Here is a 22,093-nt window from a genome sequence, read left to right as displayed (position 1 = left end):
GCTGGAATCAGCCGCGCAGGGCCTGGACCGCGGCCTCCAGCCGCTTGCCGAAGTCCTCGTCCGCCTGACGGAAGTTGTTGATCGCGCGCTCGGCGATGTCGTCGCGCGATACCCCGGAGACGGCGTTCGCCAGGTTCTTGACCAGGCGCTCCTTCTCGTCCTCCGACATCAGCCGGTAGAGGTTGCCCGCCTGCACGAAGTCGTTGTCCTCGGCGTGGACGGGCGTGACCGTCTCGCCGGTGACACCGGACACCGGGAGGGGCTGCCACAGCGGGCGGTTCGTCTGGATCGGCCCGCCGAAGCTGTTCGGCTCGTAGTTCTTCGCGCCCTTGTGGCGGCCGTCGTAGAGGTGGCCGTCACGGGAGTGGGTGCGCGCCTCGGTGGCGTGCGGACGGTTCACCGGCAGCTGGTCGGCGTTGATGCCGACGCGGTAGCGGTGGGCGTCGCTGTAGGAGAAGATCCGGCCCTGGAGCATCTTGTCCGGCGAGGGACCGATGCCCGGGACGAAGTGGCCGGGGCTGAAGACGGACTGCTCGACCTCGGCGAAGATGTTCTCCGGGTTGCGGTTGAGCTCCAGCTTGCCGAACTCGATCAGCGGGTAGTCCGCGTGCGCCCAGACCTTGGTCAGGTCGAACGGGTTGAAGCGGTACGTCGCCGCCTCGGCCGCCGGCATCACCTGGACGTAGACGGTCCAGGACGGGAAGTCGCCGCGCTCGATGGCCTCGCGCAGGTCCCGCTGGTGCGAGTCGGGGTCTTTGCCCGCGAGGACCTCGGCCTCCTCGGCGGTCAGGTTCTTGATGCCCTGGTCGGTCTTGAAGTGGTACTTGACCCAGAAGACCTCGCCGGCCTCGTTGTTCCACTGGTAGGTGCGGGAGCCGAAGCCGTCCATGTGGCGGTAGGACGCCGGGATGCCGCGGTCACCGAAGAGCCAGGTCACCTGGTGCGTCGACTCGGGCGACAGACCCCGGAAGTCGAAGACGTTGTCCGCCTCCTGCGAACCGGTGTACGGGTCGCGCTTCTGGGTGTGGACGAAGTCGGGGAACTTGATGGCGTCCCGGATGAAGAAGACCGGGGTGTTGTTGCCGACGAGGTCGTAGTTGCCCTCCTCGGTGTAGAACTTCACCGCGAAACCGCGCGGGTCGCGCACGGCGTCCGGGGCGCCCAGGTTGCCGGCCACCGTCGAGAAGCGCAGGAAGACCTCGGTCTCCTTGCCGACCTCGGAGAGGAACTTGGCACGGGTGTACTTCGTGACATCGGCGGTGACCTTGAAGGTGCCGTAGGCACCGGCACCACGGGCGTGCACGACACGCTCCGGGATGCGCTCACGGTTGAAGTGGGCCAGCTTCTCCGGAAGGAGCTGGTCCTGAACGAGCACCGGGCCGCCGACGCCCGCGGTCTCGCTGTTCTGGTCGTCGGCTACCGGAGCACCGGCCTCCGTAGTAAGCGGTCCTGCGTCATCACTGGACCTTCTGTCCCTTGGCCAAAGCCAATCTCGATCCTACAATGGACAATGTCTAAGTCAAGTGAGACTCCAAAGTCACACCCATTCGGGACCTGGTCCCCCTGCTGCTAGGCTGGTGCCTATGAGTGACCTTCTGGAACGGCTCCGCGGACGTGGATGGCGGATGACCGCGCAGCGCCGTGTCGTGGCCGAGGTCCTCGACGGCGAACACGTCCACCTGACGGCCGACGAGGTGCACGCCAGGGCCGTCGCCAAGCTGCCCGAGATCTCCCGGGCGACCGTCTACAACACCCTGGGCGAGCTGGTCTCGCTCGGTGAGGTGCTGGAGGTCGCCACGGACAAGCGGGCCAAGCGCTACGACCCCAACGCCCACCGTCCGCATCACCACCTGGTCTGTGCGCAGTGCGGCGCGATCCGCGACGTCCACCCGACCGGCAACCCGCTGGCCGACCTCCCCGACACGGAGCGCTTCGGCTTCACGGTCTCCGACGTGGAAGTGACGTACCGCGGCGTCTGCCCGAACTGCGCGGCGGCGTAGGCGTCCCCTGCGCGAGCGAAAGCCCCGGCACCGATGAGTGCCGGGGCCCTTCGTCGTGTCGGCTCGTCGTGTCGGGCGGCCTCCCGACGCGCCGCCCCGGGGATGCGCGCCGTGACGGGCGGGTCCACGCACGGGAAAAAACCGAGGGCCGGAACCCTTTTCGGGTTCCGGCCCTCGGCCTTCAGTAGCGGGGACAGGATTTGAACCTGCGACCTCTGGGTTATGAGCCCAGCGAGCTACCGAGCTGCTCCACCCCGCGTCGATGAATGCAACGTTACGTGAAGGAGCCGGACGGAAGCAAATCGCTTTCCACGGGCCACCGCGGCCGGGGTCTCCCCACCCCGGGCCGCACCGGCGGGGCGGTCCCGGACCGCGCCGTCACCCGCCGGGCGGGCGGTGGCGCGGTCAGGCCGACAGTTCCTGGCGCAGGGCGTCACGGAGGCGCTTGGCGCGCTCCGCGACCGCCTCGGGGCCCAGGGCCACCGCGCGATCGGCCCAGCGCTGGCCCTCGGCGAGCTCGCCCCGCCGTGCGTAGACCAGCGCGAGGCGCAGCGCCGCCCGGCCGTGCCCGGCGTCGGCCGCGCGGGTCCACCAGACGACCGCTTCCGGCTCGCTGCCCTCCCGGGCCAGCAGCAGGCCCAGGTTGAAGGCGCCGTTGCGGGAGCCGGCCTCGGCCGCCTCTCGGTACCAGCGGGCCGCGTCGACCACGTCGCCGCGGGCCGCGGCGAGCATGCCGACGCGCACCTGTGCCCGGCGGTGGCCCTGGGAGGCCGCGCGCTCGTACCACTCCTCGCACTCGCTCCGCCGGTGCACCGGCTCCCCCAGTTCGTGCGCGGGCTCGGGGGGCCTGCGGGCGTCCAGCACCGTCGCCAGGCGGTACGCGGCCTCCGCGCTCCCGCCGCCCGCCGCGCACCGCAGGAACCGCTCCGCCTCGCCCTCGTCGCCGTCCCGCAGCCGCGCCATGCCGGCCTGGAGCGCCGCCTCGGTGTGCCCGGCGGCCGCCGCCCGCTCGTACCAGCGCAGCGCGGCCTGCTCCTCGCCCCGGCCGGCGTGCAGGATGCCCAGGTTGAAGGCGGCGTCCACGCTGCCCGCCTCCGCGGCCTTGGAGAACCACGGCTCCGCGCCCGTCTCGTCGCCGGCCCGCAGCAGCAGGATCGCCAGGGCGTTGGCCGCCTCGCGGTGGCCGGCGTAGGCGGCCCGGCGGTACCACTGCTCGGCCTGCTGGGTCCGGCCCTGCTCGGCGCAGAGCAGCCCGAGGTTGTACGCGCCGTTCACGTCACCGGCGTCCATCGCCGCCCGGTACCAGCGCTCGGCGGTCTGGGTCTCGCCGCGCTCGGCGTGCAGCGCGCCCAGCGCGTTGGCGGCGTTGCCGTCTCCGTCCTGCGCGGCCCGCAGCCACCACACGGCGGCGTTCTCGGAGTCTCCCGCGTCGCGCAGCAGGAAGCCGAGCGCGCAGGCGGCCCGCGGCTCGCCGTCCTTGGCGGAGGTCAGGTACCAGCGGCCGGCCTCCCTGAGCTCGCCGCGCCTCTCCAGGATCGCCCCGAGGTGCAGCGCGGCCCTGCGGTGCCCGCGCGCGGCGGCCTGCCGGTACCACTGCTCGGCCTCGTCCGCCGGCGGGACACCGCCGGCGTCGGTCTGCCGCGCGGCCCTGCGGTCCAGTGCCCGTGCCAGCCGGTACGCGGCCTCCCGGTGCCCGCGCTCGGCGGCGGCCCGCATCCAGCGCTCGGTGCCGTCCGCGTCCCCGCGGTGTTCCAGCAGGTCGGCGAGGGCGTACGCGCCGAGGGTGTGGCCCTGCTCGGCGGACTGGCGCAGCCAGTACTCGGCGGCGGGCTCGTCACCGCGCTCGCGGTGGTGGCGGCCGAGCGCGTGCGCCGCGGCGGCGGAGCCGGCGACGGCGGCGATCCGCCACCATCCGGCGGCGTCGTCGGCGTAGCCCCGCTGGTGCAGGAGGACGCCCAGGTTGTTGGCGGCGGCGCGGTCGCCCGCAGCGGTGGCGGCACGCAGATGGGGTTCGGCCCCGTCGAGATCACCGCGGCGCAGCAGCATGGCGCCGAGGACGCTCATCGCCTCGACGTCGCCGGTCTCGGCGGCGAGTCTCTGACGCAGCTCCTCGGCAGCCTCGTCGGCGGCTTCCCCCGTCTCGTCGCGGGGTTCCTCCCGAACGGAGGCCTGCACAAAACGCCCTGTCCCGTACAGAGTTGCCTTGTCCCCCATAACGTCCATCGTCGCACCACCTGCAACCTGGGTACACCTGGTATACCGCAGCCAGTGAGGTCACTTCAGCGTTTTGTCGACATGCCCACAGAGAGACAAGTCAAACACAGAACCCCCAACTCCCGTCGGCGCCACGGCCGTCGTCTGCCCGGGGTACATGCGTTCGCACACCACAAAGGCCCGGATTCCTTGCGGAATCCGGGCCTTTGCCGTCGCCGACTGCGCGACTTCAGTAGCGGGGACAGGATTTGAACCTGCGACCTCTGGGTTATGAGCCCAGCGAGCTACCGAGCTGCTCCACCCCGCGCCGTTGTGTTGCAACCGTAGCACGGCGCGGGACGGAGTGTTCGACCGGTCTGCCCGCTAACTGCTCGGGCTCGCCTCCGGGCTGGGGCCGCCGCCCCCGCCGCCCGTGCCCGCCCCTTCGGCCGACTGGGCCTCCTCAGCCCTGCGCAACGCCTCCTCCAGGTCCTTCTGCGCCTGGCCGTAGGCCTCCCAGTCGTTCTTCTTCAGGGCTTCCTGGCCGGCCTCGAAGGCCTTCTGGGCGTCGTTCAGCGCCTCCTGGACCGTGGGGTTCTCCGACGTCGGCGGTGGCGTCGTGCCCTCGTTCTCGCCGGTGCCCTCGTCCTCGCCCGACGGCGGCTCGGTGGGCGTGCCCTCCCCTCCGAAGACCTTGTCCAGGGCCTGCTCGAGGGTGTCCTCGAAGGCGGTCTGGCCCCCGTAGGTCACCAGGACCTTCCGCAGCAGCGGGTACTTGAGTCCACCACCGCGTACGTAGACCGGCTCCACGTACAGCAGTCCTCCGTCGAGGGGGACGGTCAGCAGGTTGCCGTACTCCACCTCGGAGTCGCCGCCCCTCAGCAGCCGGATCGTCTCGGCGATGTCCTGCTGGGAGTTGAACTGGCTCTGGACCTGCTTCGGTCCGGCGACCGTGGTGCTCGTCGGCAGTTTCAGGATTCTGATCTTGCCGTAGTCCTCAGTGCCCGGATCGGCGTTCACCGCCATGAAGGCGCTGAGGTTGTCACGGCCGTTCGGCGTGAACGTCGTGGTGAGCGAGAAGGTCTGCTCCTGCTGGTCGGGCATCTTCATGCTCAGGTAGTACGGAGGCACCGCGTCGCCCGTCTTGTTGGTCGGGTCGTCCGGCACCTGCCACACCTCGCTGCCGCTGAGGAACGTGGTGGCGTCCTTCACGTGGTAGCGGGTGAGCAGTTCGCGCTGCACCTTGAACAGGTCCTGCGGGTAGCGCAGGTGGGCCATCAGGTTCTCGGAGATCTCGCTCCTCGGCTCCACCGTGTCCGGGAACGCCTTCATCCACGTCTTCAGGACGGGGTCCTTGGTGTCCCACTGGTAGAGCTTGACCTCGCCGCTGTACGCGTCGACGGTCGCCTTCACCGAGTTGCGGATGTAGTTGACCTGGTTCTGCTGGGCCACCACCGCCCGCTGGTCGTTGGTGGCGGTCAGCGAGTCGGCCGTCGTGTCGCCGAGGATCGTCCGCGACGCGTACGGGTAGCCGTTGGTGGTCGTGTAGGCGTCGACGATCCACTGGATCCGGCCGTCCACGACCGCCGGGTAGGCGTCGCCGTCGATGGTCAGCCACGGGGCGACCGCCTCGACGCGCTCCTTGGGCGTGCGGTTGTACAGGATCCGCGAACCGTCGCCGATCGCGCCGGAGTACAGGATCTGCGGCTCGCTGAAGGCGACCGCGTAGGCGGCCCGGTTGATCGGGTTGGCCAGGTTGACACCGCTGTCGCCCTGGTAGCTGTAGGTCTTCTCGCCGCTGTCGTCGGAGTAGTCGATCTCCTTCTGGGGACCGCCGACGATCGAGTACGTGGTCGTCCGCTCGCCGTAGTAGACGCGCTGCTCGTACGTGCCGAGGTCGCCCTTCGAGGGCAGGTCGGACTCGGTGAACACCGGACGGCCGCCGGAGTCGGCGCTGGTGCCCTCGGCGGCGACGACACCGTATCCGTGCGTGTACCGGAAGTGGTCGTTGATCCAGTTCCGCTTGGGGATGCCGTTGTAGTTCAGCTCGCGCAGGCCGATGACCGTGTCCTGCTCCTTGCCGTCCTTGCTGTACCGGTCGACGTCCAGGTTGGTCGGGAACGCGTAGTAGTTCCTGATCTGCTGGAGCTGCTGGAACGTCGGCGAGACGATGTTCGGGTCCATGATGCGGATGCTCGCCGCGTCGGCGACGTCCTTGCGCAGCTTGGTCTTGTCCTCGGTCTGGACCGTGCCCGGGTAGTCGGTGACCTTGGAGTCGCCGATCCCGTAGGCCTCACGCGTGGCCTTGAGGTTCTTCTCGACGTACGGCGCCTCCTTGGCCTGCTCGTTCGGCTGGACCTGGAACTTCTGCACGATCGCCGGGTACAGGCCGCCGATCAGGATGGCCGACAGCACCATCAGGCCGAAGCCGATCACGGGCAGCTGCCAGGTGCGCCGCCACAGGGTGGCGAAGAACAGCAGTGCGCAGATCACGGCGATGCAGAACAGGATCGTCTTGGCCGGCAGGTAGGCGTTGGCGTCCACGTACCTGAGGCCCGTCCAGTTGTCGGTGGCCTTGAAGTCGCTGGACTTGACCGCGAGTCCGTACCGGTCGAGCCAGTACGCGACCGCCTTCAGCGCGACGAAGATGCCGAGGAGCACCGACAGGTGCCCGGTGGCCGCGGCGGTGGCGCGCGCCCCCGGGCTGGTGACGCGCAGCCCGCCGTACAGGTAGTGGGTGAGCGCGGCGGCGATCAGTGCCAGGATCGCGGCGGCGAAGCCGAAGCCCAGCATGAACCGGTACCAGGGCAGGTCGAAGGCGTAGAAGGAGACGTCGAGCTTGAACTGCGGGTCCTTCTGCCCGAAGGGCACGCCGTTGACCCACATCAGCCAGGTCCGCCACTGGCTCGACGCCGAGGCGCCGGCGATCAGGCCCACCAGAGCGGTGATGCCGAGCAGCAGCCACTTCTTGTACGGGGCGATGCCCATCCGGTACCGGTCGAGGTTCTGCTGCTCCATCGACATGGCGCTCAGCGGCGGCCGCATGCGGTGCGCCAGCCAGATGTTGAAGCCGACCGCGAAGGCCATCAGCAGACCGAAGACGAAGAAGAGTCCGATCTTGGTCCACAGGGTCGTCGTGAACACCGACGAGTAGTCGACCGATCGATACCACAGCCAGTCGGTCCAGAAGCCCGCGAACATGGTGAACACCATGCCGAGGACGGCCAGGACGCCCAGTGTCATGAGCAGGGTCCGGACCCGCCGGGACGGGCGGCCCACTCTGATCCGTGGCCCTGTCGGGCCTCCGCCGCGGTCCGGCATCTGGAAAGCCAAGGTAGGCACCTCGAAGTTCGCTGTTGATTCGTCAGGCCCGCGTTTTCCGTGGACCGGGTGGGGCCCCCGTGGTCGGGGGTCCCTACCTATGCAACTTACTCACCCTTTACTCGGTTCCCGATTCCGGCCAGGAACGAGAGAGGATTGTGACCATGTCCAACACACCCATGGCGGCGAGCCCGCTCACCCGGGCCGTGCTCGAGATCGACGAGTACGTCTCCGGCCTCGGCTGGGACCAGCCCGCCCGTCTCTTCGCCCTCGTAGACACCGCCCGGCTGCGGGCCGAACAGCCCTCTCTCGCGGACCGGCTCGGTCTGGGCAGCGAGCAGGAGACAACCGCTCTCACCCCGATCGAGCAGGACGAGATTCCAACGGGCAAGCCGCTGGACGAGTTCCTGGGCACCATCGCCTGGCCCGACGCGGTGGCCGGCTGCGCCCTGACCGTGGAGCGGCTGATGCTGCCGCCGTCCGCGGAGGCCGAGGTCCCGGAGGATCTGGACGAGGCCGCGCTGACGCGGTGGGTGGCCGCGCACCCGGAGCGTCAGGAGGTCCGCATGACGGTCGCGGTGCTGCGCGACGGGGCCCGCGAGTCGGCGCTCCGGCTGCGTGAGAAGGACTCCCCCACCGAGGTCCTCACCGGCTCCGCACTGGTCCCGGGCCTGGCCGAGGCCCTGGCGGCGACCTTCGAGGAGTAGCCGCCCCGGTCGGCGGGCCGGTCAGGACGCCGTGCACTTCGGCAGGCCCGCGGTGTCGCCGGAGCGGATGTCGGCCAGCGCGCCCAGGGCGTCGTCCAGGGTCCTCACCTTCACGAGGGTGAGGCCCTCGGGGGTGTCCTTGGCGGCCGCCGCGCAGTTGTCGGCGGGCGTGAGGAAGTACTGGGCGCCCTTGCTGCGCGCGCCGACCGTCTTCATCTGGATCCCGCCGATCGGCCCGACCTCGCCGTTGTCGTCGATCGTGCCGGTGCCGGCGACGAAGTTGCCGCCGGTCAGGCTGCCGGGGGTGAGCTTGTCGTAGATGCCGAGCGCGAACATCAGGCCCGCGCTCGGCCCGCCGACGTCGGCGAGCTTGATGTCGACGGTGAACGGGAAGGTGTGGTCGGTCCCCGCGGAGATCCCGACGACGGCCCGCTTCTCACCGGCGTCGTCGGAGGCCCTGGTGGTGATCGTGACCTCCTCGGTCTTCGTCGGCGTCCGCTTCTCCTTCTCGGCGGCGGCCTGCTCCTTGGCGGGCACGATCGTGAAGACGACGTCCTGACCGGGCTTGTGCTCGGTCACCAGCTCGGCGACGTCGGCCGGCTCCTTCACCGCCTTGCCGTCCACGGCCTTGATCACGTCGCCCGCGTGCAGCTTGCCCTCGGCCGGGGAGTCCTTGACGACCGTCGAGACGATCACCCAGGACTTCACCGGAACGCCGAGTTCCTTCAGGGCCGCGACCTTGGCGCTCTCCTGGGACTGGCTGAACTCCTCGGCGTTCTCCTGGGTCGACTCCTCCTCCGTCTTGCCGTCGGGGTAGAGGGTGTCGTGCGGCACGACCTTGTTGTCGTGCGCGAGCCACCCGTAGACGGCCTCGACGAGGTTCATCCGGTAGTCGGCGCTGGTGACCCGCACCGTGGTCATGTTCAGGTGGCCGTCCGTCGGGTACGTCTTGCGCCCGGAGATCTGCAGCACCGGCTCGCCGTCGTGTTCGCCCAGCGTGTTCACCGTCGGCCCCGGGGACATCTCCGCATACGGCACGGGGATGAACACTCCCGCGCACAGGAGCGCGATCAGCATCAGGGTGGAGGCGAGCATCGTCGCGGTGCGGCGTGGCATGCCTCGACAGTACGGGACACGCCTGTCAGCACACCGTCAGGGCCGCCCGTCCGGGCGGCCCTGCTCGCACTGTCTACGGTGACCTGCTGTTTCCGGCCGTCAGCTACCCGACCGCGGTCTTTCCATGGCCTCGCAGAAACGGGCGTAACCGATGAGCTCCGGTCCATCGCCCCGCACCTTGCGGGTCCGGTTGGCCCAGCTGCCCCACAGCCCCGCACCTATCGCAGCCACAAGCGGAATCAGCAACCAGGCAAGCGCCGCCATGCCGACCTCCCAACCCCATGAGCGTCCGCGACTGAATGATCAGCAGATTAACCATTCGTAGTGACAACGCTCACGCCCGGGGGGCGGTTGCGCAACCGGAAGATCCCGACAGCGGATACCCGGTCCGGCGGACCTCACTCGCCCCCACCCGTCACCCGACCACCACCCCCCGACGACGGCGCTACGCGCCGACCCACTCCTCGGTCCCGTCCGAGAACCTCTGGTGCTTCCAGATGGGCACTTCGTGCTTGAGGTCGTCGATCAGCTTCCGGCAGGCCTCGAAGGCCTCGCCCCGGTGTGGGCACGACACGCCGACGACGACGGCCAGGTCCCCGACCTCGAGGTCCCCCACCCGGTGCACGGCGGCCAGCGCCCGCACGGGGAACTCGGCGGCCACCTTCTCGGCGATCCGCCGCATCGCGTCCTCGGCACTGGGGTGACACGAATAGCCGAGCCGGTCGACGTCGGTGCCGCCGTCGTGGTTGCGCACGGTCCCCACGAACAGCGCCGTCCCGCCGGCCGCGTCGTCCCCGACCGCCCGGAAGACCTCGTCCACCGACAGCGGTGTGTCACGGATGCCGATCAGCTTGATCGGGTCCTGCGCCGCCTGCTCGCCCGGATGATCGTGCGTGGATGCCATGCCCCCATCGTGCCGCACACCGGCGACGGCGCGGAACAGCACCGTCGCCCGGTACCCGCGCGGGCCGGTCCGGGCGCTCCTCCGGGAGGCTCGGCGAAGCCCCGGCCGGGCCCCCGGCCCGCCGGTGCTCAGATCCGCCGCCGGGTCTTCCGCGCCCGCCGCACCACCGCCGCCGCGCCCAGCAGGGCCACCGTCGCGCCCGCGGCACCCGCCGCCGTCGCGTCCTTGCGCCCCAGCCGCCGGCCGGCGACCGTGTGCCGGCCGGAGACCTCCTCCAGCAGCTCCGCGAGCACCTCCTCGTTGGTGTACGCGGGCCGCCACCCGGCGTCGTGCAGCCGGCTCCCGCTCACCACCCAGGGGTACATCGTGTACGCCAGGTCCCCGGCCGGGGACGGGGTGAGCCCGATCCGGTGCAGCCGGGCCGCGGCGCCCAGCGCCACCGCCGACGGCAGCTCCATGCGGCGGATCCCGCTGAGCTCCTCGACCTCCTCCTGTTCCAGCCATCCGTCGCAGCCGACGGCCAGCTCCCCGTCGACCTTCTCCAGCACGGCGTACTCCAGGGCGCTGCACAGGTCATCGACGTGGCAGAACTGCCACGCGGGCCGCGATCCGGCCACCACGAGCAGCCGGGGCGACTCGAAGTACCTGGTCAGCGCGGTGTCGGTGCCTCCCACCAGCACGGCGGGGCGGACGACGGTGACGTTGAGCCCGGGGTGCGCCCGCGGCGCCCGGCGCGCGAGCCGCTCGATCTCGAGGAGGTCGCCGACGCCCGTGGCCTCCGCCGTGGCCCGCAGTTCCGCGTCCTCGGACAGCGGCAGCTCGTTGTCGGGCAGCGCTCCGTAGACCATCGTCGAGGTGCACAGCACCACGCGGTGCACCCCGGCCGCCGCCGCGGCCGTCAGGACGGTCTGCGTCCCCCGTACGTTGTAGGCCGTACGGGCGGCGGCGTCGGTCTCCAGGTCGAGGTCGAGCGCCAGGTGCACCACCGCATCGGCGCCGCGGAGCTTGTCCGCGATGGCCGGGTCCCGTACGTCCAGGATGTGCCACTGGGCCTCGGTGCACTCACCGCGCCGCTCGTCGATGGCGACGACCCGCTTGACCTCCTCCGAGGCGGCGAGCCGCCCGGTGAGCAGCGCGCCGACGCCGGACGCGGCACCGGTGACCGCTACGACGGGTCCGCGCGCGGCAGGCGTCCGGCCTGCGCGGAGCGCCGTCGTCGAGGGATGGTGGTCGGGCGACGGACGGTCTGACTTGTTTCGCGCTGCGCGAACCTGTGGATCTGGGGAACTCACCGGGCGTCTCCAGCGGTTGTCTTCAGTACGAGCGCAAGTCACGCGTGCGTACCAGGTGGCATCCATCCTGCCGCAGGCCCTCTGTCGGCGAAGCACCGAGGCTCGAACGGCTTCAGGTGTCTACGCTGGGTGGTGTTGTCGGGCAGCCGCGCCGCCGGAAAGAACCGGCGGCCCTATCAGCCGAGGAATCCCGTGAGTGACACCCCATTCGGATTCGGCCTTCCGCCGGAGGAGCCGGACGACGGCGACGAGGGCAAGAAGAAGGACCCGCAGAGCGGCGGTGGTCAGGGCCCGGCCAACCCGTTCGGTTTCGGCGTGCCCGGAGCCGGAGGCTTTGGCGTCCCGGGCGCGGACAATCCGTTCGCCGCGATGTTCGGGTCGCTGAACCCCACCGACCTGGGCGCCGCGTTCCAGCAGCTCGGTCAGATGCTCTCCTACGAGGGCGGCCCGGTGAACTGGGACATGGCCAAGCAGATCGCACGCCAGACCGTCTCCCAGGGCACCCCGGGAGGTTCGAAGGACGCGAGCGTGGGTCCCGCCGACCGCAAGGCCGTCGAGGACGCCGTCCGCCTGGCCGACCTGTGGCTGGACGACGCCACCTCCCTGCCGTCGGGCGCGCACACCGCCGTGGCCTGGAGCCGCGCGGAGTGGGTCGAGGCGACCCTCCCGGCCTGGCAGGAGCTGGTCGACCCGGTCGCCGAGCGCGTCGGGAACGCCATGGGCGACGTCCTGCCCGAGGAGATGCAGGCCATGGCCGGCCCGCTGATCGGCATGATGCGCTCCATGGGCGGCGCCATGTTCGGCACGCAGATCGGGCAGGCCGTCGGCGTGCTGGCCGGTGAGGTCGTCGGATCGTCCGACATCGGCCTGCCCCTCGGGCCGGCCGGGCGGGCGGCGCTGCTCCCGCTGAACATCGAGACGTTCGGCAAGGACCTGGGCATCTCCCAGGAGGAGGTGCGGCTGTACCTCGCCCTGCGCGAGGCCGCCCACCAGCGCCTGTTCGCACACGTCCCGTGGCTGCGCTCGCACCTGTTCGGCGCGGTCGACGGCTACGCGCGCGGGATCAAGGTCGACACGGCCAAGCTGGAGGACGTGGTCGGCCAGTTCGACCCGCAGAACCCCGAGCAGCTGCAGGAGGCCCTCCAGCAGGGCATGTTCCAGCCGGAGGACACGCCGGAGCAGAAGGCCGCCCTGGCCCGTCTGGAGACGGCGCTGGCGCTCGTCGAGGGCTGGGTGGACGCGGTGGTGCACACGGCGGCGAAGCCCCGGCTGTCGTCGGCCGACGCGCTGCGCGAGACGCTGCGCCGCCGCCGCGCCTCGGGCGGCCCGGCGGAGCAGACGTTCGCCACGCTGATCGGTCTGGAGCTGCGTCCGCGCCGGCTGCGCGACGCCTCGCGCCTGTGGGCCTCGCTCACCGACGCGCGCGGGGTCGACGGCCGGGACGCCCTGTGGGCCCACCCCGACATGCTGCCCACGGCCACCGACCTGGACGACCCGGACGGCTTCGTGCACCGCGAGCAGATCGACTTCTCCGAGCTGGACAAGATGCTCGGCGAGGCGGCCGGCAAGCCCGACCTCAGGAAGAAGGACGAGGGCGAGGACCGGGGCCGGGACGGCGGCGAGGGCGGGGGCGACGGCACCGAGTGAGCCTGTACGACGACGCGGTCCTCGTGCTCAAGGGGTACGAGGACCAGCCCGAACTGCGCCAGGCCTACCTGGACCACCTCGCGGCGCATCCGGACGGCATGTGGAAGGCCTGCCACGCGGGCCACGTCACGGCGAGCGCCCTGGTGATCGACCCCGAGCGCGGCCGTGTCCTGCTCACCCTGCACCGGAAGCTGCGCATGTGGCTGCAGATGGGCGGGCACTGCGAGCCGGGTGACGCCTCGCTCGCGGCGGCGGCCCTGCGGGAGGCCACGGAGGAGTCCGGCATCGCGGGCCTGACGCTCCTCCCGGGCGGGCCGGTGCGCCTGGACCGGCATCCGATCCCGCCGCCCTGCCACTGGCACTTCGACGTCCAGTACGCGGCCCTGGCCGCGCCGGACGCCGCGCACGCGATCAGCGACGAGTCGCTCGACCTGCGCTGGTTCCCGTACGACGAGGTCCCGGAGGTGGCCGACGCCTCGGTCCTCCGTCTGGTCGAGGCGACCCGGAGACGACTGGCCGCCTGACGCACGGGTGAGGGGGCGACCGCCCGGGCGGTCGCCCCCTCACCCGTGTCGTCCCCGGCCGGTCAGCTCCAGACGTTGCCCTGGTTCTGGCCGCGGGCCCCCTGCTGTCCCATGCCGTACTGCGCGGCGAGACCCGAGCCGAGCTGGGCGTTCTGCGGCGGCAGCAGCTCGCTGGGCTGGACCAGCACGAAGCCGCTGCCCATGAAGCTGAGCTCCCAGCCCTCACCGGTGCTGCCGCGGCGCCGCCACACCCCGGAGGAGTGCGTCTGGGCCTGCATCTGCACGCGCAGCGCGGTGGACCAGGCGACGATCGCGTCGGCGTCGCAGTTGACGTACTTGTCCGGCGTCACCTGCATCAGCAGCGGCATGCCGGAGGTCATCAGGGCGACCCTGCCCCGGCCGGTGATGTTGAGCTGGTACTTCCCGGAGCCGGAGATGCCGTACAGGCTGTCGACGGCGAGGACCTCGTGGTGCAGCGAGGAGTCCATCGCGAGCACGTAGTCGCTGTCGACCGTCAGCCCTTCCTGGTCCACCTCCATGAGGTGGATGTGCTGGGCGAGGTTGGCGAGGTAGACCGTGCCCTGCCCGTGGCAGCGCATGAGGTCGAGGCCCTCGCCGGTGTACGCACGCGTGCGCGACTGGCCGTTGCTCTGGAACTCGGCGTCGAACTCGACCATGCCCTGGTAGGCGACCATGGACCCCTTGCGGGCCAGGATGTCGTCGTGGCCCTCCAGAGCGATCCGGAGCATCTGCTTGTTCTGCAGGCTCCAGCGCTCCTGGGTCTGCTGGTCGTGGTAGGCGAAAAGCGGGCTCTGCATGGTGTGGTTGCTCCCCCTCAGCCCCGGACCCGGAGACGGTCGGTGCTGTCCTCACTGGGCTGGACGACGACGATGCCCTGACCGGAGAAGGCCATCTGGAAGGCCTCGCCGCTGCCGCGGCCGATCAGCGACTGGGCGCGGAAGCTGCGCTTGCCCTTCACCTTGAGGTTCGGGGACCAGGCGACCAGGGCGTCCGGGTCGACGTACGTCTCGTCCTCGCCCCCGCCGCAGTCGACGACGATCGGCTTGCCCCGGGAGGTCAGCGCGACCCAGCCCTGTCCGGAGATCCTGGTGTTCCACAGGCCCTGTCCGGCGAACTTCGCCAGGCCCTTGACCCGCTCCACGCCCCATGTCAGGTGCGCGTCGAAGGCGAGCAGGTTGGTGGCGTTGACGGAGAGGCCGTCGCCGTCGAGGTTGATCACGACGACGTCGGCACCGTAGTCGGCCAGGTAGAGCAGGCCGTCGCCGGAGCACTTCATCAGGGGTGCGCCCTCGCCGGTCAGCCAGTCCTTGGCGATCTGGCGCACGGCCGGCGGGTTGGGCTCGTACTGGACGAACCCTTCGTAGGCGACCATCGATCCCACGCGCGCGAAGAGGTCGTTCCCGGTCTGCATGGCGACCTTCAGCATGTGGTTGCCGTGGTTCTCCATGCGGGCGGTGACGGGGGCGGGGGCGAAGCCCGCGAGCGGCTGGTTCATGACGGGCTCCCTTTAGATCTCGTACGGCTGGACGACGATGAAGTTGCCGGGCGCCCCCCGGAACTGGAGGTTGACGCTCTCCCCCGTGTCGCCGGGGTAGGAGTTGCGGCGCATCCGCACCTGGCTGGAGACGACCACCTGGGAGGCGGCCGACCAGGCGACCACCGCGTTGCAGTCGGCGAACGTGGTGGGCGTGACCGGCAGCACCACGGGCACGCCGTGCGTCTTCACGACGATGGTGCCGGTCCCCTGGAACTGCATCGTGAACAGCGCGCCGCCGGGGATGCCGTGCCCCTCGATGCGGCGGACCTCGTGCTGCAGGCTCTCGTCGAAGGCGAGGACGTTCTCGGCGGAGACGCACACGGCGTCGCCCTGGAGCTCGATCGGGTGCAGCATCGTGGCGTCCTCGGCGAAGAACACCTGGCCCTGGCCGGTGCAGCGCATCAGCTGCATCTCCTGGCCGGTGGCGTTGCCCACGATGCGGCCGGTGAAGCCGGCGCCCTTGTAGCTGAAGTCGACCTTGCCCTGGTAGAGCACCATGCTGCCCTGCCGGGCCAGGACGGCCTGCCCGCCGATGCCGAGGTCGGCACGGACGAGCTTCTTGTTCTGCAGGGTCCAGCGCTGACCGGTGGGCGTCTCCTTGAACTGCTGGAGCGCGCCGAGCACGCCCGCGCCCTGCGGGGCCGCCCCCTGGGGAGCACCCTGCGGCGCCCCGTAGGGGGCCGGCTGTCCCGGCTGTCCCGGGAAGTGTCCGGGTGGCGTCGGCTGACCGTAGCCCGGAGGAGGTGTCGGCTGACCGTAGCCGGGGGGCGGAGCGGGGGCCTGGGGCGCCTGCGGCGGGACGGCGTAGCCCGGAGGCGGCGAGGCGGCGTAGCCCGGGGGCGGCGGGGCGGTCTGCCCCGGGGCGGGCTGTCCGTACGGCGGCTGCTGTCCCGGCCGGCCGTAGGGCGCGGGGGCAGGGGCCGGGGCCGGGGGCGGCACCGGGGAGCCGCCGGGCGGGGTGTGCAGGGGCGCGACGATGGTCGGCGCGGTGTGCACCGGCGGTGCGGGGGCCGGCGACGGGGGCGCGAAGCCCTGCGCGGCGGGCTGGGGCGCGGGAGCCGGTGCGGGCTCGGGCGCGGGGGGCGGGGCGGGGGCCGTCGGGGTGGGCGCGGGGGCCGGGGCGGGTGTGGAGCCGGCGCCGGGCACTCCGAACGCGGGCGGCGCGGCGGCCTGGGCGGGCGGCGCGAAACCGGGCACGGCCGCGCCCGCCTGCGGCTGCTGCGGGGCGGCCGGCTCGTCCTCGGCCACCTCTCCGCCGAAGTTCCTCAGCAGCGCGTCGAGCCCGCCGTCGAAGCCCTGTCCGACGGCGGCGAACCGCCACACGTCCTTGAGGTAGAAGTCGCCGAGCATCACGGCCCGCTCGGTGGAGAACTCCGCGCCGTCGAAGGGGTAGCGGGCCACCTCCTCGCCGCCCGCGACGATGCGGATGTATCCGGGACCGATCTGCGACATCTGACCGGCGCCGTCGATGGTCGCCGTGAAGGACAGCTTCCTGATCTGCTGCGGGATCCGGTCCAGCGTCACCCGGAAGGACTCCGTGTCGCCGGCCTGCGCACCCAGGAGCTGGATGGACTCCTCGGGGGACTTCGGCTGGTTGTAGAAGACGAAGTACCGGTCGTCCGAGAGCCGCTCGTCGGCGTCGAGACCGAAGCAGCTGATGTCGAAGGTCAGCCCGGGCCCGGAGATCTGCACGCCTACGTACAGATCCGTGCCCGCGGTGAGGTCACTGATCCTGGCCTTGTGGCCGCGTTGGAATTCCCTGGCCATGCGTACGACCGTCCCCCATCCCGAATGCGAGTGCGTCGCGCCAGGCTAACGGCAACCTGCGACACCGGACGAAGCCGGTACGGGCAGTCGGTACAGACCCGGTACACAACGCGTACGCGGCCCCGCGGCGCGTTCGTCCCGGACGGGGCTCAGCCGTCGTGGACGGCCGGCACGCGGGGCAGCCGCTGGGCCGCGACCACCCCTTCGAGGTAGCCCCTGGCCCGCTCGGTCCTCGGGTACGCCTCCAGCAGCCGCCAGAAGCGGGGCCCGTGCCCGGGCACCAGCAGGTGCGCCAGTTCGTGGCACAGGACGTAGTCGACGACGTACTCGGGCATGCCCTGCAGCCGGTGCGACAGGCGGATGCTCCCCTCGGACGGGGTGCACGAGCCCCAGCGCGTGTTCTGGTTGGTCACCCAGCGCACCGATGCGGGGCGGGCCCGCCCGTCGAAGTACTGGGCGGACAGCCGCTGGGCACGCTCGGCCAGCTCGGTGTCGCCGAGCGCCCGCCGGCTCTCCTGGGCGGCCAGCTTGTCGAGCATGACGGTCACCCAGCGCTGCTCCTCCGCCTCGGACATCCGGGCGGGGATGAGCACGACGGTGCGATCGCCCTCGCGGTACGCGGAGACCGTCCTGCGGCGGCGGGTGCTCCTGCGGACCTCGATCGCGCTCGCCCGTGAGCCGTTCGTCGGCTGACTCGTCGTGCTGCGCTGTGGCTTTCCGGCGCGGTGCAGTGGGTCGACGGGCACGCCCCGACGGTACCCGCTGCCCCCGGGGAAGTCCCGGCTCCGGGACGGTTCGATGATGATCCTCCCACCGGGCGCCTGATTTGTACGATTAATTCCCTTGTCTGTGGACAACTCTCGGCGGCCGACCCGCTCGTACGGACATGCTTGGCACGTGCCGGCCGGGCACGAGCCGTCCCGGACCGCACATACGGGAACGATCCAGGACGTACGGGGGTCTGTGATGCATCCGATGGTCAAGCCGGCGCTCAGGCGGGGATGGCGCGATCTCCACACGATGCAGTTCGGGATGACACCGGCACACGCCTTGACGCTGGGACCGGTGGACACGGCGACGGGCAGCTTCCTCGACCTGCTCGACGGCACCCGCGGCCTCGAGCTCCTGCGCGAGGAGGGGCGGCGTATGGACCTGCCCGACGGCCACGTCGACCGACTCGTACGCCGGCTGTCGCGGGCCGGGCTCCTGGACGACTCCCGGGGCGGCGGACCGGACGCCGACGCCCTGCGCGAGAAACGGGAGGTCCTCGACCGGCTGCGCCCGGACCTGGCCGCCCTGACCCTGACCACCTCCGAACCGGGCGAGGCGCTCGGACGGCTGGCGGCGCGCGGCAGCATGCGGGTGCAGGTGAGGGGCGCGGGCCGGGTCGGCGCGGTACTGGCGGCGCTGCTGTCGGGGGCCGGGGTGGGCGAGGTCGACGTGCGCGACGTCGGACGGGTCGAACCGTGGGACGTCGCACCGGGCGGACTGCCCGCCGAGGCCGTCGGCGACCGCAGGGACGAGACGGCCCGCCGCGTCGCACGCCGGGCCGCACCGGACCGGCCGCCGCCCCGGACCGTCCGGTCGCCGCTCGGGGAGGCCGCCCCCGGTTTCGGTCTGGTCGTCCTCGCCCCACGGGACGACGTCGCCGTGCACGCCCCCGATCCGTCGGCCGCCGAACCCCTCCTGGCCTCGGGCACGCCCCACCTCCACGCGGGTGTCGTGGAGGGAACCGGTGTGGTCGGTCCGCTCGTCCTGCCCGGCGAGACGAGTTGTGCGGGCTGCCTCCAGGAGGACCGCACCGACCGGGACCCGACCTGGCCGCGCCTGGCCGCCCAGTGGCGTTCCGGGCGGCAGCGCCGAGTGGGAGCATGTGAGCTGACGCTCGCCACGACGGTGGCCTCCCTGGCGGCCGCCCACGCGCTCGCCTTCCTCGACGGCGGGGTTCCCTCCAGCGCGGGTGCCCGCTGGGAGGTCTCCGCCCCCGGTCTGCACTGGCACGCCCGGCCGGTCCGGGCCCACCCCGCGTGCCCCTGCGGAGCCGCGGACGGAGGTAAGGAAGAACACATCTCCGCGGACGAGGGATCGCACGAGACAATGGCCGCGCACGGGCCGTCGGAGGGGTCGCGCCGCAAGGCGGGCACGAAGCGGCCGGCAGGGACTTGGAGGGCGCATGTCTGATCTTCCCCGGAAGGCGGTCACCCGGACCGCCAAGCTGGCCGCGCTCCCGCTCGGCTTCGCCGGGCGGGCTACCTGGGGACTCGGCAAGCGGATCGTGGGTGAGTCCGCGGAGATCGTCGGCCGCGAACTGCAACAGCGCACCGCCGATCAGCTCTTCAAGGTGCTCGGCGAGCTCAAGGGCGGCGCGATGAAGTTCGGCCAGGCCCTGTCGGTCTTCGAGTCCGCCCTCCCGGAGGAGGTCGCCGGGCCCTATCGCGCCGCGTTGACCAAGCTCCAGGAAGCGGCCCCGCCCATGCCGACCCGCACCATCCACACGGTGCTTCGGGAGCGGCTCGGCGAGGACTGGCGGGAGCTGTTCCTGGAGTTCGAGGACAAGCCGTCCGCGGCGGCCTCGATCGGTCAGGTGCACCGCGGCGTGTGGCACGACGGCCGCGAGGTGGCGGTCAAGGTGCAGTACCCCGGCGCCGGCGAGGCCCTGCTGTCCGACCTCAACCAGCTGAGCCGCTTCGCCCGGCTGCTGGGCCCGCTGGTCCCCGGGATGGACGTCAAGCCGCTCATCACGGAGCTCAAGGACCGCGTCTCGGAGGAGCTGGACTACGGCCTGGAGGCCCAGGCCCAGCGGTCCCACGCCGAGGAGTTCGCGGACGACCCCGACGTCGTCGTGCCGGACGTGGTCCACCAGGGCGAACAGGTGCTGGTCACCGAGTGGATGGACGGCATACCGCTGGCGGAGATCATCTCGGACGGCACCGAGGCCCAGCGCGACCGGGCCGGTCAGCTCCTGGCCCGCTTCCTGTTCTCCGGCCCCGCGCGCACCGGCCTGCTGCACGCCGACCCGCATCCCGGCAACTTCCGTCTGCTTCCCGGCGGTCCGGACGGCGAGGACGACTGGCGCCTCGGCGTACTGGACTTCGGCACGGTCGACCGACTCCCGGGCGGACTGCCCGCCCCCATAGGCGAGGCCCTGCGGATGACCCTGGACGGCGAGGCCGAGGCCGTCTACGACATGCTGTGCGCGGAGGGCTTCGTCAAGGAGACCATAGAGCTGGACCCCGACGCGGTCCTCGACTACCTGCTGCCGATCATCGAACCGGCGCAGGTCGACGAGTTCACCTTCACCCGCGGCTGGATGCGCAGCCAGGCGGCCCGCATCGCCGACATCCGCTCGCCCGCCTACCAGTTGGGCAAGCAGCTCAACCTGCCCCCGGCGTACCTGCTGATCCACCGGGTGACCCTGAGCACCATCGGGGTGCTGTGCCAGCTGGGCGCGACGGTGCGGCTGCGGGACGAACTCGAGGAGTGGCTGCCGGGCTTCGTCCCGGAGGAACCGGCGGCCCGGGCATGACACGCGCCGCCCCCGGCCGCCGCTGCCACCCCTGCGAGCCCGGGCGGCCCTGCGGATCCGGGCGGCCCTCGAGCGCGCACAGAGGACCGCAGGGGCACGTCGCGCGGTAGCGGCGGCGGCTGCCTCTTCCCCAACGCACCGCGGGGGCCGGGCCGTGCGAACGGCCCGGCCCCCGCGGGAAGGGTTCGGCCCCCGGACGGGGAGGCCACCGCTCCTGGTGGGATCGGTTACTGCATGACCGCCATGGCGAGCGCACGGCGGGCGCGCCGGGAGGCGCGCTCCGCCCGGCGCTGCATCCGGCGAGCGGTCACCAGGCGTACCGCCCGGCGCTCCCGCTGCGCCTCCTGCAATCGCTCGTGCATATGCGCACGGGCCATGGCTTCTGGGATGAGTTGCATCTCTCGGGTCCTGTTCTGGCGCGAGTCGTTCGCACCGCTGGTGGTGAAGTCTTCGGTCGCGGAGCCTGCGGGCTCGTGGGCGGACGGCGTCATCGGGGCCTGCTTCTGGGGGTCGTGCGTGAGGGGGCGGTCGATCGTTCCTGGGGCGTTCATGCCGTGACCGGGTTCTTGCGCGGGCGACCACGCGGCCGCTTCCGGGCGACGACGACTCCCTGGACGAACAGCTCGCCGCCCCAGACGCCCCAGGGCTCACGCCGCTCCTTGGCACCGGCGAGGCAGGCCTCGACCAGCGGGCAGGTGCGGCAGAGGGACTTGGCGTACTCGACGTCCGCCGGCGACTCGGCGAAGAAGACCTCCGGGTCGTACGAGCGGCACGGAACAGGTACGCCGAGGTTCTCGATGGCGTCGTCGAGCGCGGTGAGCGCGGTGAGCGCGGTGAGCGGAGTCAAGGTCGGGTCCTCCGTGGAGCCAGGCTTGGGGATCGTGTCGGAAGGCGGTACGGACGGGGCGTGCGCTTCGAGTTGCACGGTTCGTCTTCCTCGTCTGGTCGTGTCCGGCCGGTTGGCCGGGGTGGCGGCTGGTACCGGGTTCTTTTCTTGTCCCGAGGCGCCTTCGGTCCGTCGTCCCCGTTCGGGGAAAACAGAAGGGCCGCGGATCCCGGATGGGGTTCCGCGGCCCTGAAGGCGCCGGCCTGATCGCGTCAGGCTGGATCACTCCAGGGTTCTGGCCCACGGAAGGCCCACATCAGGTGGTGCTGCGTCGTCTGCTTCCGGAATCCGGCACCGGCCGCCGCAAAGGCATAGGCCTGCGCCTGTGCCACTACTGCTTCCAGTGCCTCGGTCGGTCGCTCATCGCGCTCACGGACGGCAAGAGCCGCGGGAGCAACGGAGGACGCCGGGCGTGCGGCACGAATGCCGGACAGACCGGTGCCCTGGTTCGAGGCGCCGAGCATGCACGGGGAGACAGCCGAGCGATCGGTCATTTTGACGATGGAGCTGGTGTTGATGCTGATCACTGGACTCGCCTCCTATCGGCGCTTCGGGGACCGGCATGAACCGGTCCGGTGGACGTGCAAGTACAACACGGAATCAGGGCCTCTGAGAAGGCCGCTGTTCCCGTGCCTAAGAACCTAGGGGGATC

Annotated in this window: 18 protein-coding genes, 2 tRNA genes and 1 pseudogene; 6 read left to right on the top strand and 15 right to left on the bottom strand. The window is 71.4% G+C overall.

From position 1 onward, the window contains the following. Positions 1–7: 7 nt before the first annotated feature. A pseudogene (locus tag CP969_RS25440) lies at positions 8–1,450 on the bottom strand (catalase); the annotation flags it as partial. Between the two features lie 133 nt (positions 1,451–1,583). On the opposite strand from CP969_RS25440, the gene CP969_RS25435 reads away from it, so the two are divergent. Continuing rightward, entirely contained in the window at positions 1,584–2,000 is a 417-nt protein-coding gene (locus CP969_RS25435) for a Fur family transcriptional regulator (protein ID WP_004983642.1), read from the top strand. A 185-nt stretch (positions 2,001–2,185) separates the two neighbouring features. Here the strand turns inward: CP969_RS25435 and CP969_RS25430 are convergent. From CP969_RS25430 to CP969_RS25415, 4 genes are all read right to left on the bottom strand, one after another. Further along, positions 2,186–2,259: transfer RNA gene (locus CP969_RS25430), tRNA-Met, on the bottom strand. A 146-nt stretch (positions 2,260–2,405) separates the two neighbouring features. Then, positions 2,406–4,223 carry a tetratricopeptide repeat protein gene (locus tag CP969_RS25425; protein ID WP_171817461.1) on the bottom strand — a complete coding sequence of 606 codons (1,818 nt, stop codon included), beginning with the start codon at positions 4,221–4,223 and terminating at the stop codon, positions 2,406–2,408. Positions 4,224–4,447: 224 nt separating this feature from the next. After that, a tRNA-Met gene (locus CP969_RS25420) sits at positions 4,448–4,521 on the bottom strand. A gap of 56 nt (positions 4,522–4,577) precedes the next feature. Further along, complete coding sequence (locus tag CP969_RS25415) at positions 4,578–7,514, bottom strand: UPF0182 family membrane protein (protein WP_223887170.1); 2,937 nt, start codon at positions 7,512–7,514, stop codon at positions 4,578–4,580. 164 nt (positions 7,515–7,678) lie between these two features. Here CP969_RS25415 and CP969_RS25410 point away from each other — a divergent pair, with 164 nt between their 5' ends. Then, positions 7,679–8,221 (top strand): PPA1309 family protein, encoded by a 543-nt coding sequence (locus CP969_RS25410; RefSeq protein ID WP_026084886.1) that lies wholly within the window; start codon positions 7,679–7,681, stop codon positions 8,219–8,221. A gap of 21 nt (positions 8,222–8,242) precedes the next feature. Here CP969_RS25410 and CP969_RS25405 read toward each other — a convergent pair whose 3' ends face one another. The 3 genes from CP969_RS25405 to CP969_RS25395 all read right to left on the bottom strand — a co-directional run bounded on the left by CP969_RS25405 (position 8,243) and on the right by CP969_RS25395 (position 11,533). After that, positions 8,243–9,337, bottom strand: a complete 1,095-nt coding sequence (locus CP969_RS25405) for a YlbL family protein (RefSeq protein WP_016824688.1) — start codon at positions 9,335–9,337, stop codon at positions 8,243–8,245. 445 nt (positions 9,338–9,782) lie between these two features. Beyond that, positions 9,783–10,241, bottom strand: coding sequence for a molybdenum cofactor biosynthesis protein MoaE (locus CP969_RS25400; RefSeq protein ID WP_026084887.1), 459 nt, complete (start codon positions 10,239–10,241; stop codon positions 9,783–9,785). Positions 10,242–10,369: 128 nt separating this feature from the next. Next, positions 10,370–11,533, bottom strand: coding sequence for an SDR family oxidoreductase (locus CP969_RS25395; RefSeq protein WP_016824690.1), 1,164 nt, complete (start codon positions 11,531–11,533; stop codon positions 10,370–10,372). Between the two features lie 192 nt (positions 11,534–11,725). Here CP969_RS25395 and CP969_RS25390 point away from each other — a divergent pair, with 192 nt between their 5' ends. Beyond that, positions 11,726–13,180: a zinc-dependent metalloprotease gene (locus CP969_RS25390; RefSeq protein WP_016824691.1), complete on the top strand. Its 1,455-nt coding sequence runs from the start codon at positions 11,726–11,728 to the stop codon at positions 13,178–13,180. After that, positions 13,177–13,704, top strand: a complete 528-nt coding sequence (locus tag CP969_RS25385) for an NUDIX hydrolase (protein ID WP_016824692.1) — start codon at positions 13,177–13,179, stop codon at positions 13,702–13,704. The genes CP969_RS25390 and CP969_RS25385 overlap by 4 nt, the downstream gene beginning before the upstream one ends. A gap of 62 nt (positions 13,705–13,766) precedes the next feature. Here the strand turns inward: CP969_RS25385 and CP969_RS25380 are convergent, their stop codons facing one another. From CP969_RS25380 to CP969_RS25365, 4 genes are all read right to left on the bottom strand, one after another. Beyond that, positions 13,767–14,522, bottom strand: coding sequence for an AIM24 family protein (locus CP969_RS25380; protein WP_016824693.1), 756 nt, complete (start codon positions 14,520–14,522; stop codon positions 13,767–13,769). A gap of 17 nt (positions 14,523–14,539) precedes the next feature. Beyond that, entirely contained in the window at positions 14,540–15,220 is a 681-nt protein-coding gene (locus tag CP969_RS25375) for an AIM24 family protein (protein WP_004983662.1), read from the bottom strand. Positions 15,221–15,232: 12 nt separating this feature from the next. Beyond that, a complete protein-coding gene (locus CP969_RS25370; RefSeq protein ID WP_150474965.1) occupies positions 15,233–17,029 on the bottom strand; it encodes a TerD family protein in 1,797 nt (598 codons plus the stop codon). 149 nt (positions 17,030–17,178) lie between these two features. Beyond that, positions 17,179–17,775, bottom strand: coding sequence for a M48 metallopeptidase family protein (locus CP969_RS25365; RefSeq protein ID WP_039830900.1), 597 nt, complete (start codon positions 17,773–17,775; stop codon positions 17,179–17,181). A 220-nt stretch (positions 17,776–17,995) separates the two neighbouring features. Here CP969_RS25365 and CP969_RS25360 point away from each other — a divergent pair, with 220 nt between their 5' ends. Both CP969_RS25360 and CP969_RS25355 read left to right on the top strand, forming a co-directional pair. Then, positions 17,996–19,210 (top strand): TOMM precursor leader peptide-binding protein, encoded by a 1,215-nt coding sequence (locus CP969_RS25360; protein ID WP_016824696.1) that lies wholly within the window; start codon positions 17,996–17,998, stop codon positions 19,208–19,210. Beyond that, a complete protein-coding gene (locus tag CP969_RS25355) occupies positions 19,203–20,555 on the top strand; it encodes an ABC1 kinase family protein (protein WP_016824697.1) in 1,353 nt (450 codons plus the stop codon). Before CP969_RS25360 ends, CP969_RS25355 begins: the two co-directional genes overlap by 8 nt. 227 nt (positions 20,556–20,782) lie before the next feature. Here the strand turns inward: CP969_RS25355 and CP969_RS25350 are convergent, their stop codons facing one another. From CP969_RS25350 to CP969_RS25340, 3 genes are all read right to left on the bottom strand, one after another. Continuing rightward, the gene (locus CP969_RS25350) at positions 20,783–21,106 is read right to left on the bottom strand and encodes a hypothetical protein (RefSeq protein ID WP_004983670.1); all 324 of its coding nucleotides are present in this window, start codon (positions 21,104–21,106) and stop codon (positions 20,783–20,785) included. Further along, positions 21,103–21,480 (bottom strand): WhiB family transcriptional regulator, encoded by a 378-nt coding sequence (locus CP969_RS25345; protein ID WP_016824698.1) that lies wholly within the window; start codon positions 21,478–21,480, stop codon positions 21,103–21,105. Before CP969_RS25345 ends, CP969_RS25350 begins: the two co-directional genes overlap by 4 nt. Before the next feature lie 173 nt (positions 21,481–21,653). Then, the gene (locus CP969_RS25340; RefSeq protein WP_078495356.1) at positions 21,654–21,968 is read right to left on the bottom strand and encodes a hypothetical protein; all 315 of its coding nucleotides are present in this window, start codon (positions 21,966–21,968) and stop codon (positions 21,654–21,656) included. Between the last annotated feature and the right edge of the window lie 125 nt (positions 21,969–22,093).

Source organism: Streptomyces viridosporus T7A, from assembly GCF_008704515.1.
Lineage (GTDB): Bacteria > Actinomycetota > Actinomycetes > Streptomycetales > Streptomycetaceae > Streptomyces > Streptomyces viridosporus.
This window is presented reverse-complemented; position numbering and strand designations above follow the sequence as displayed.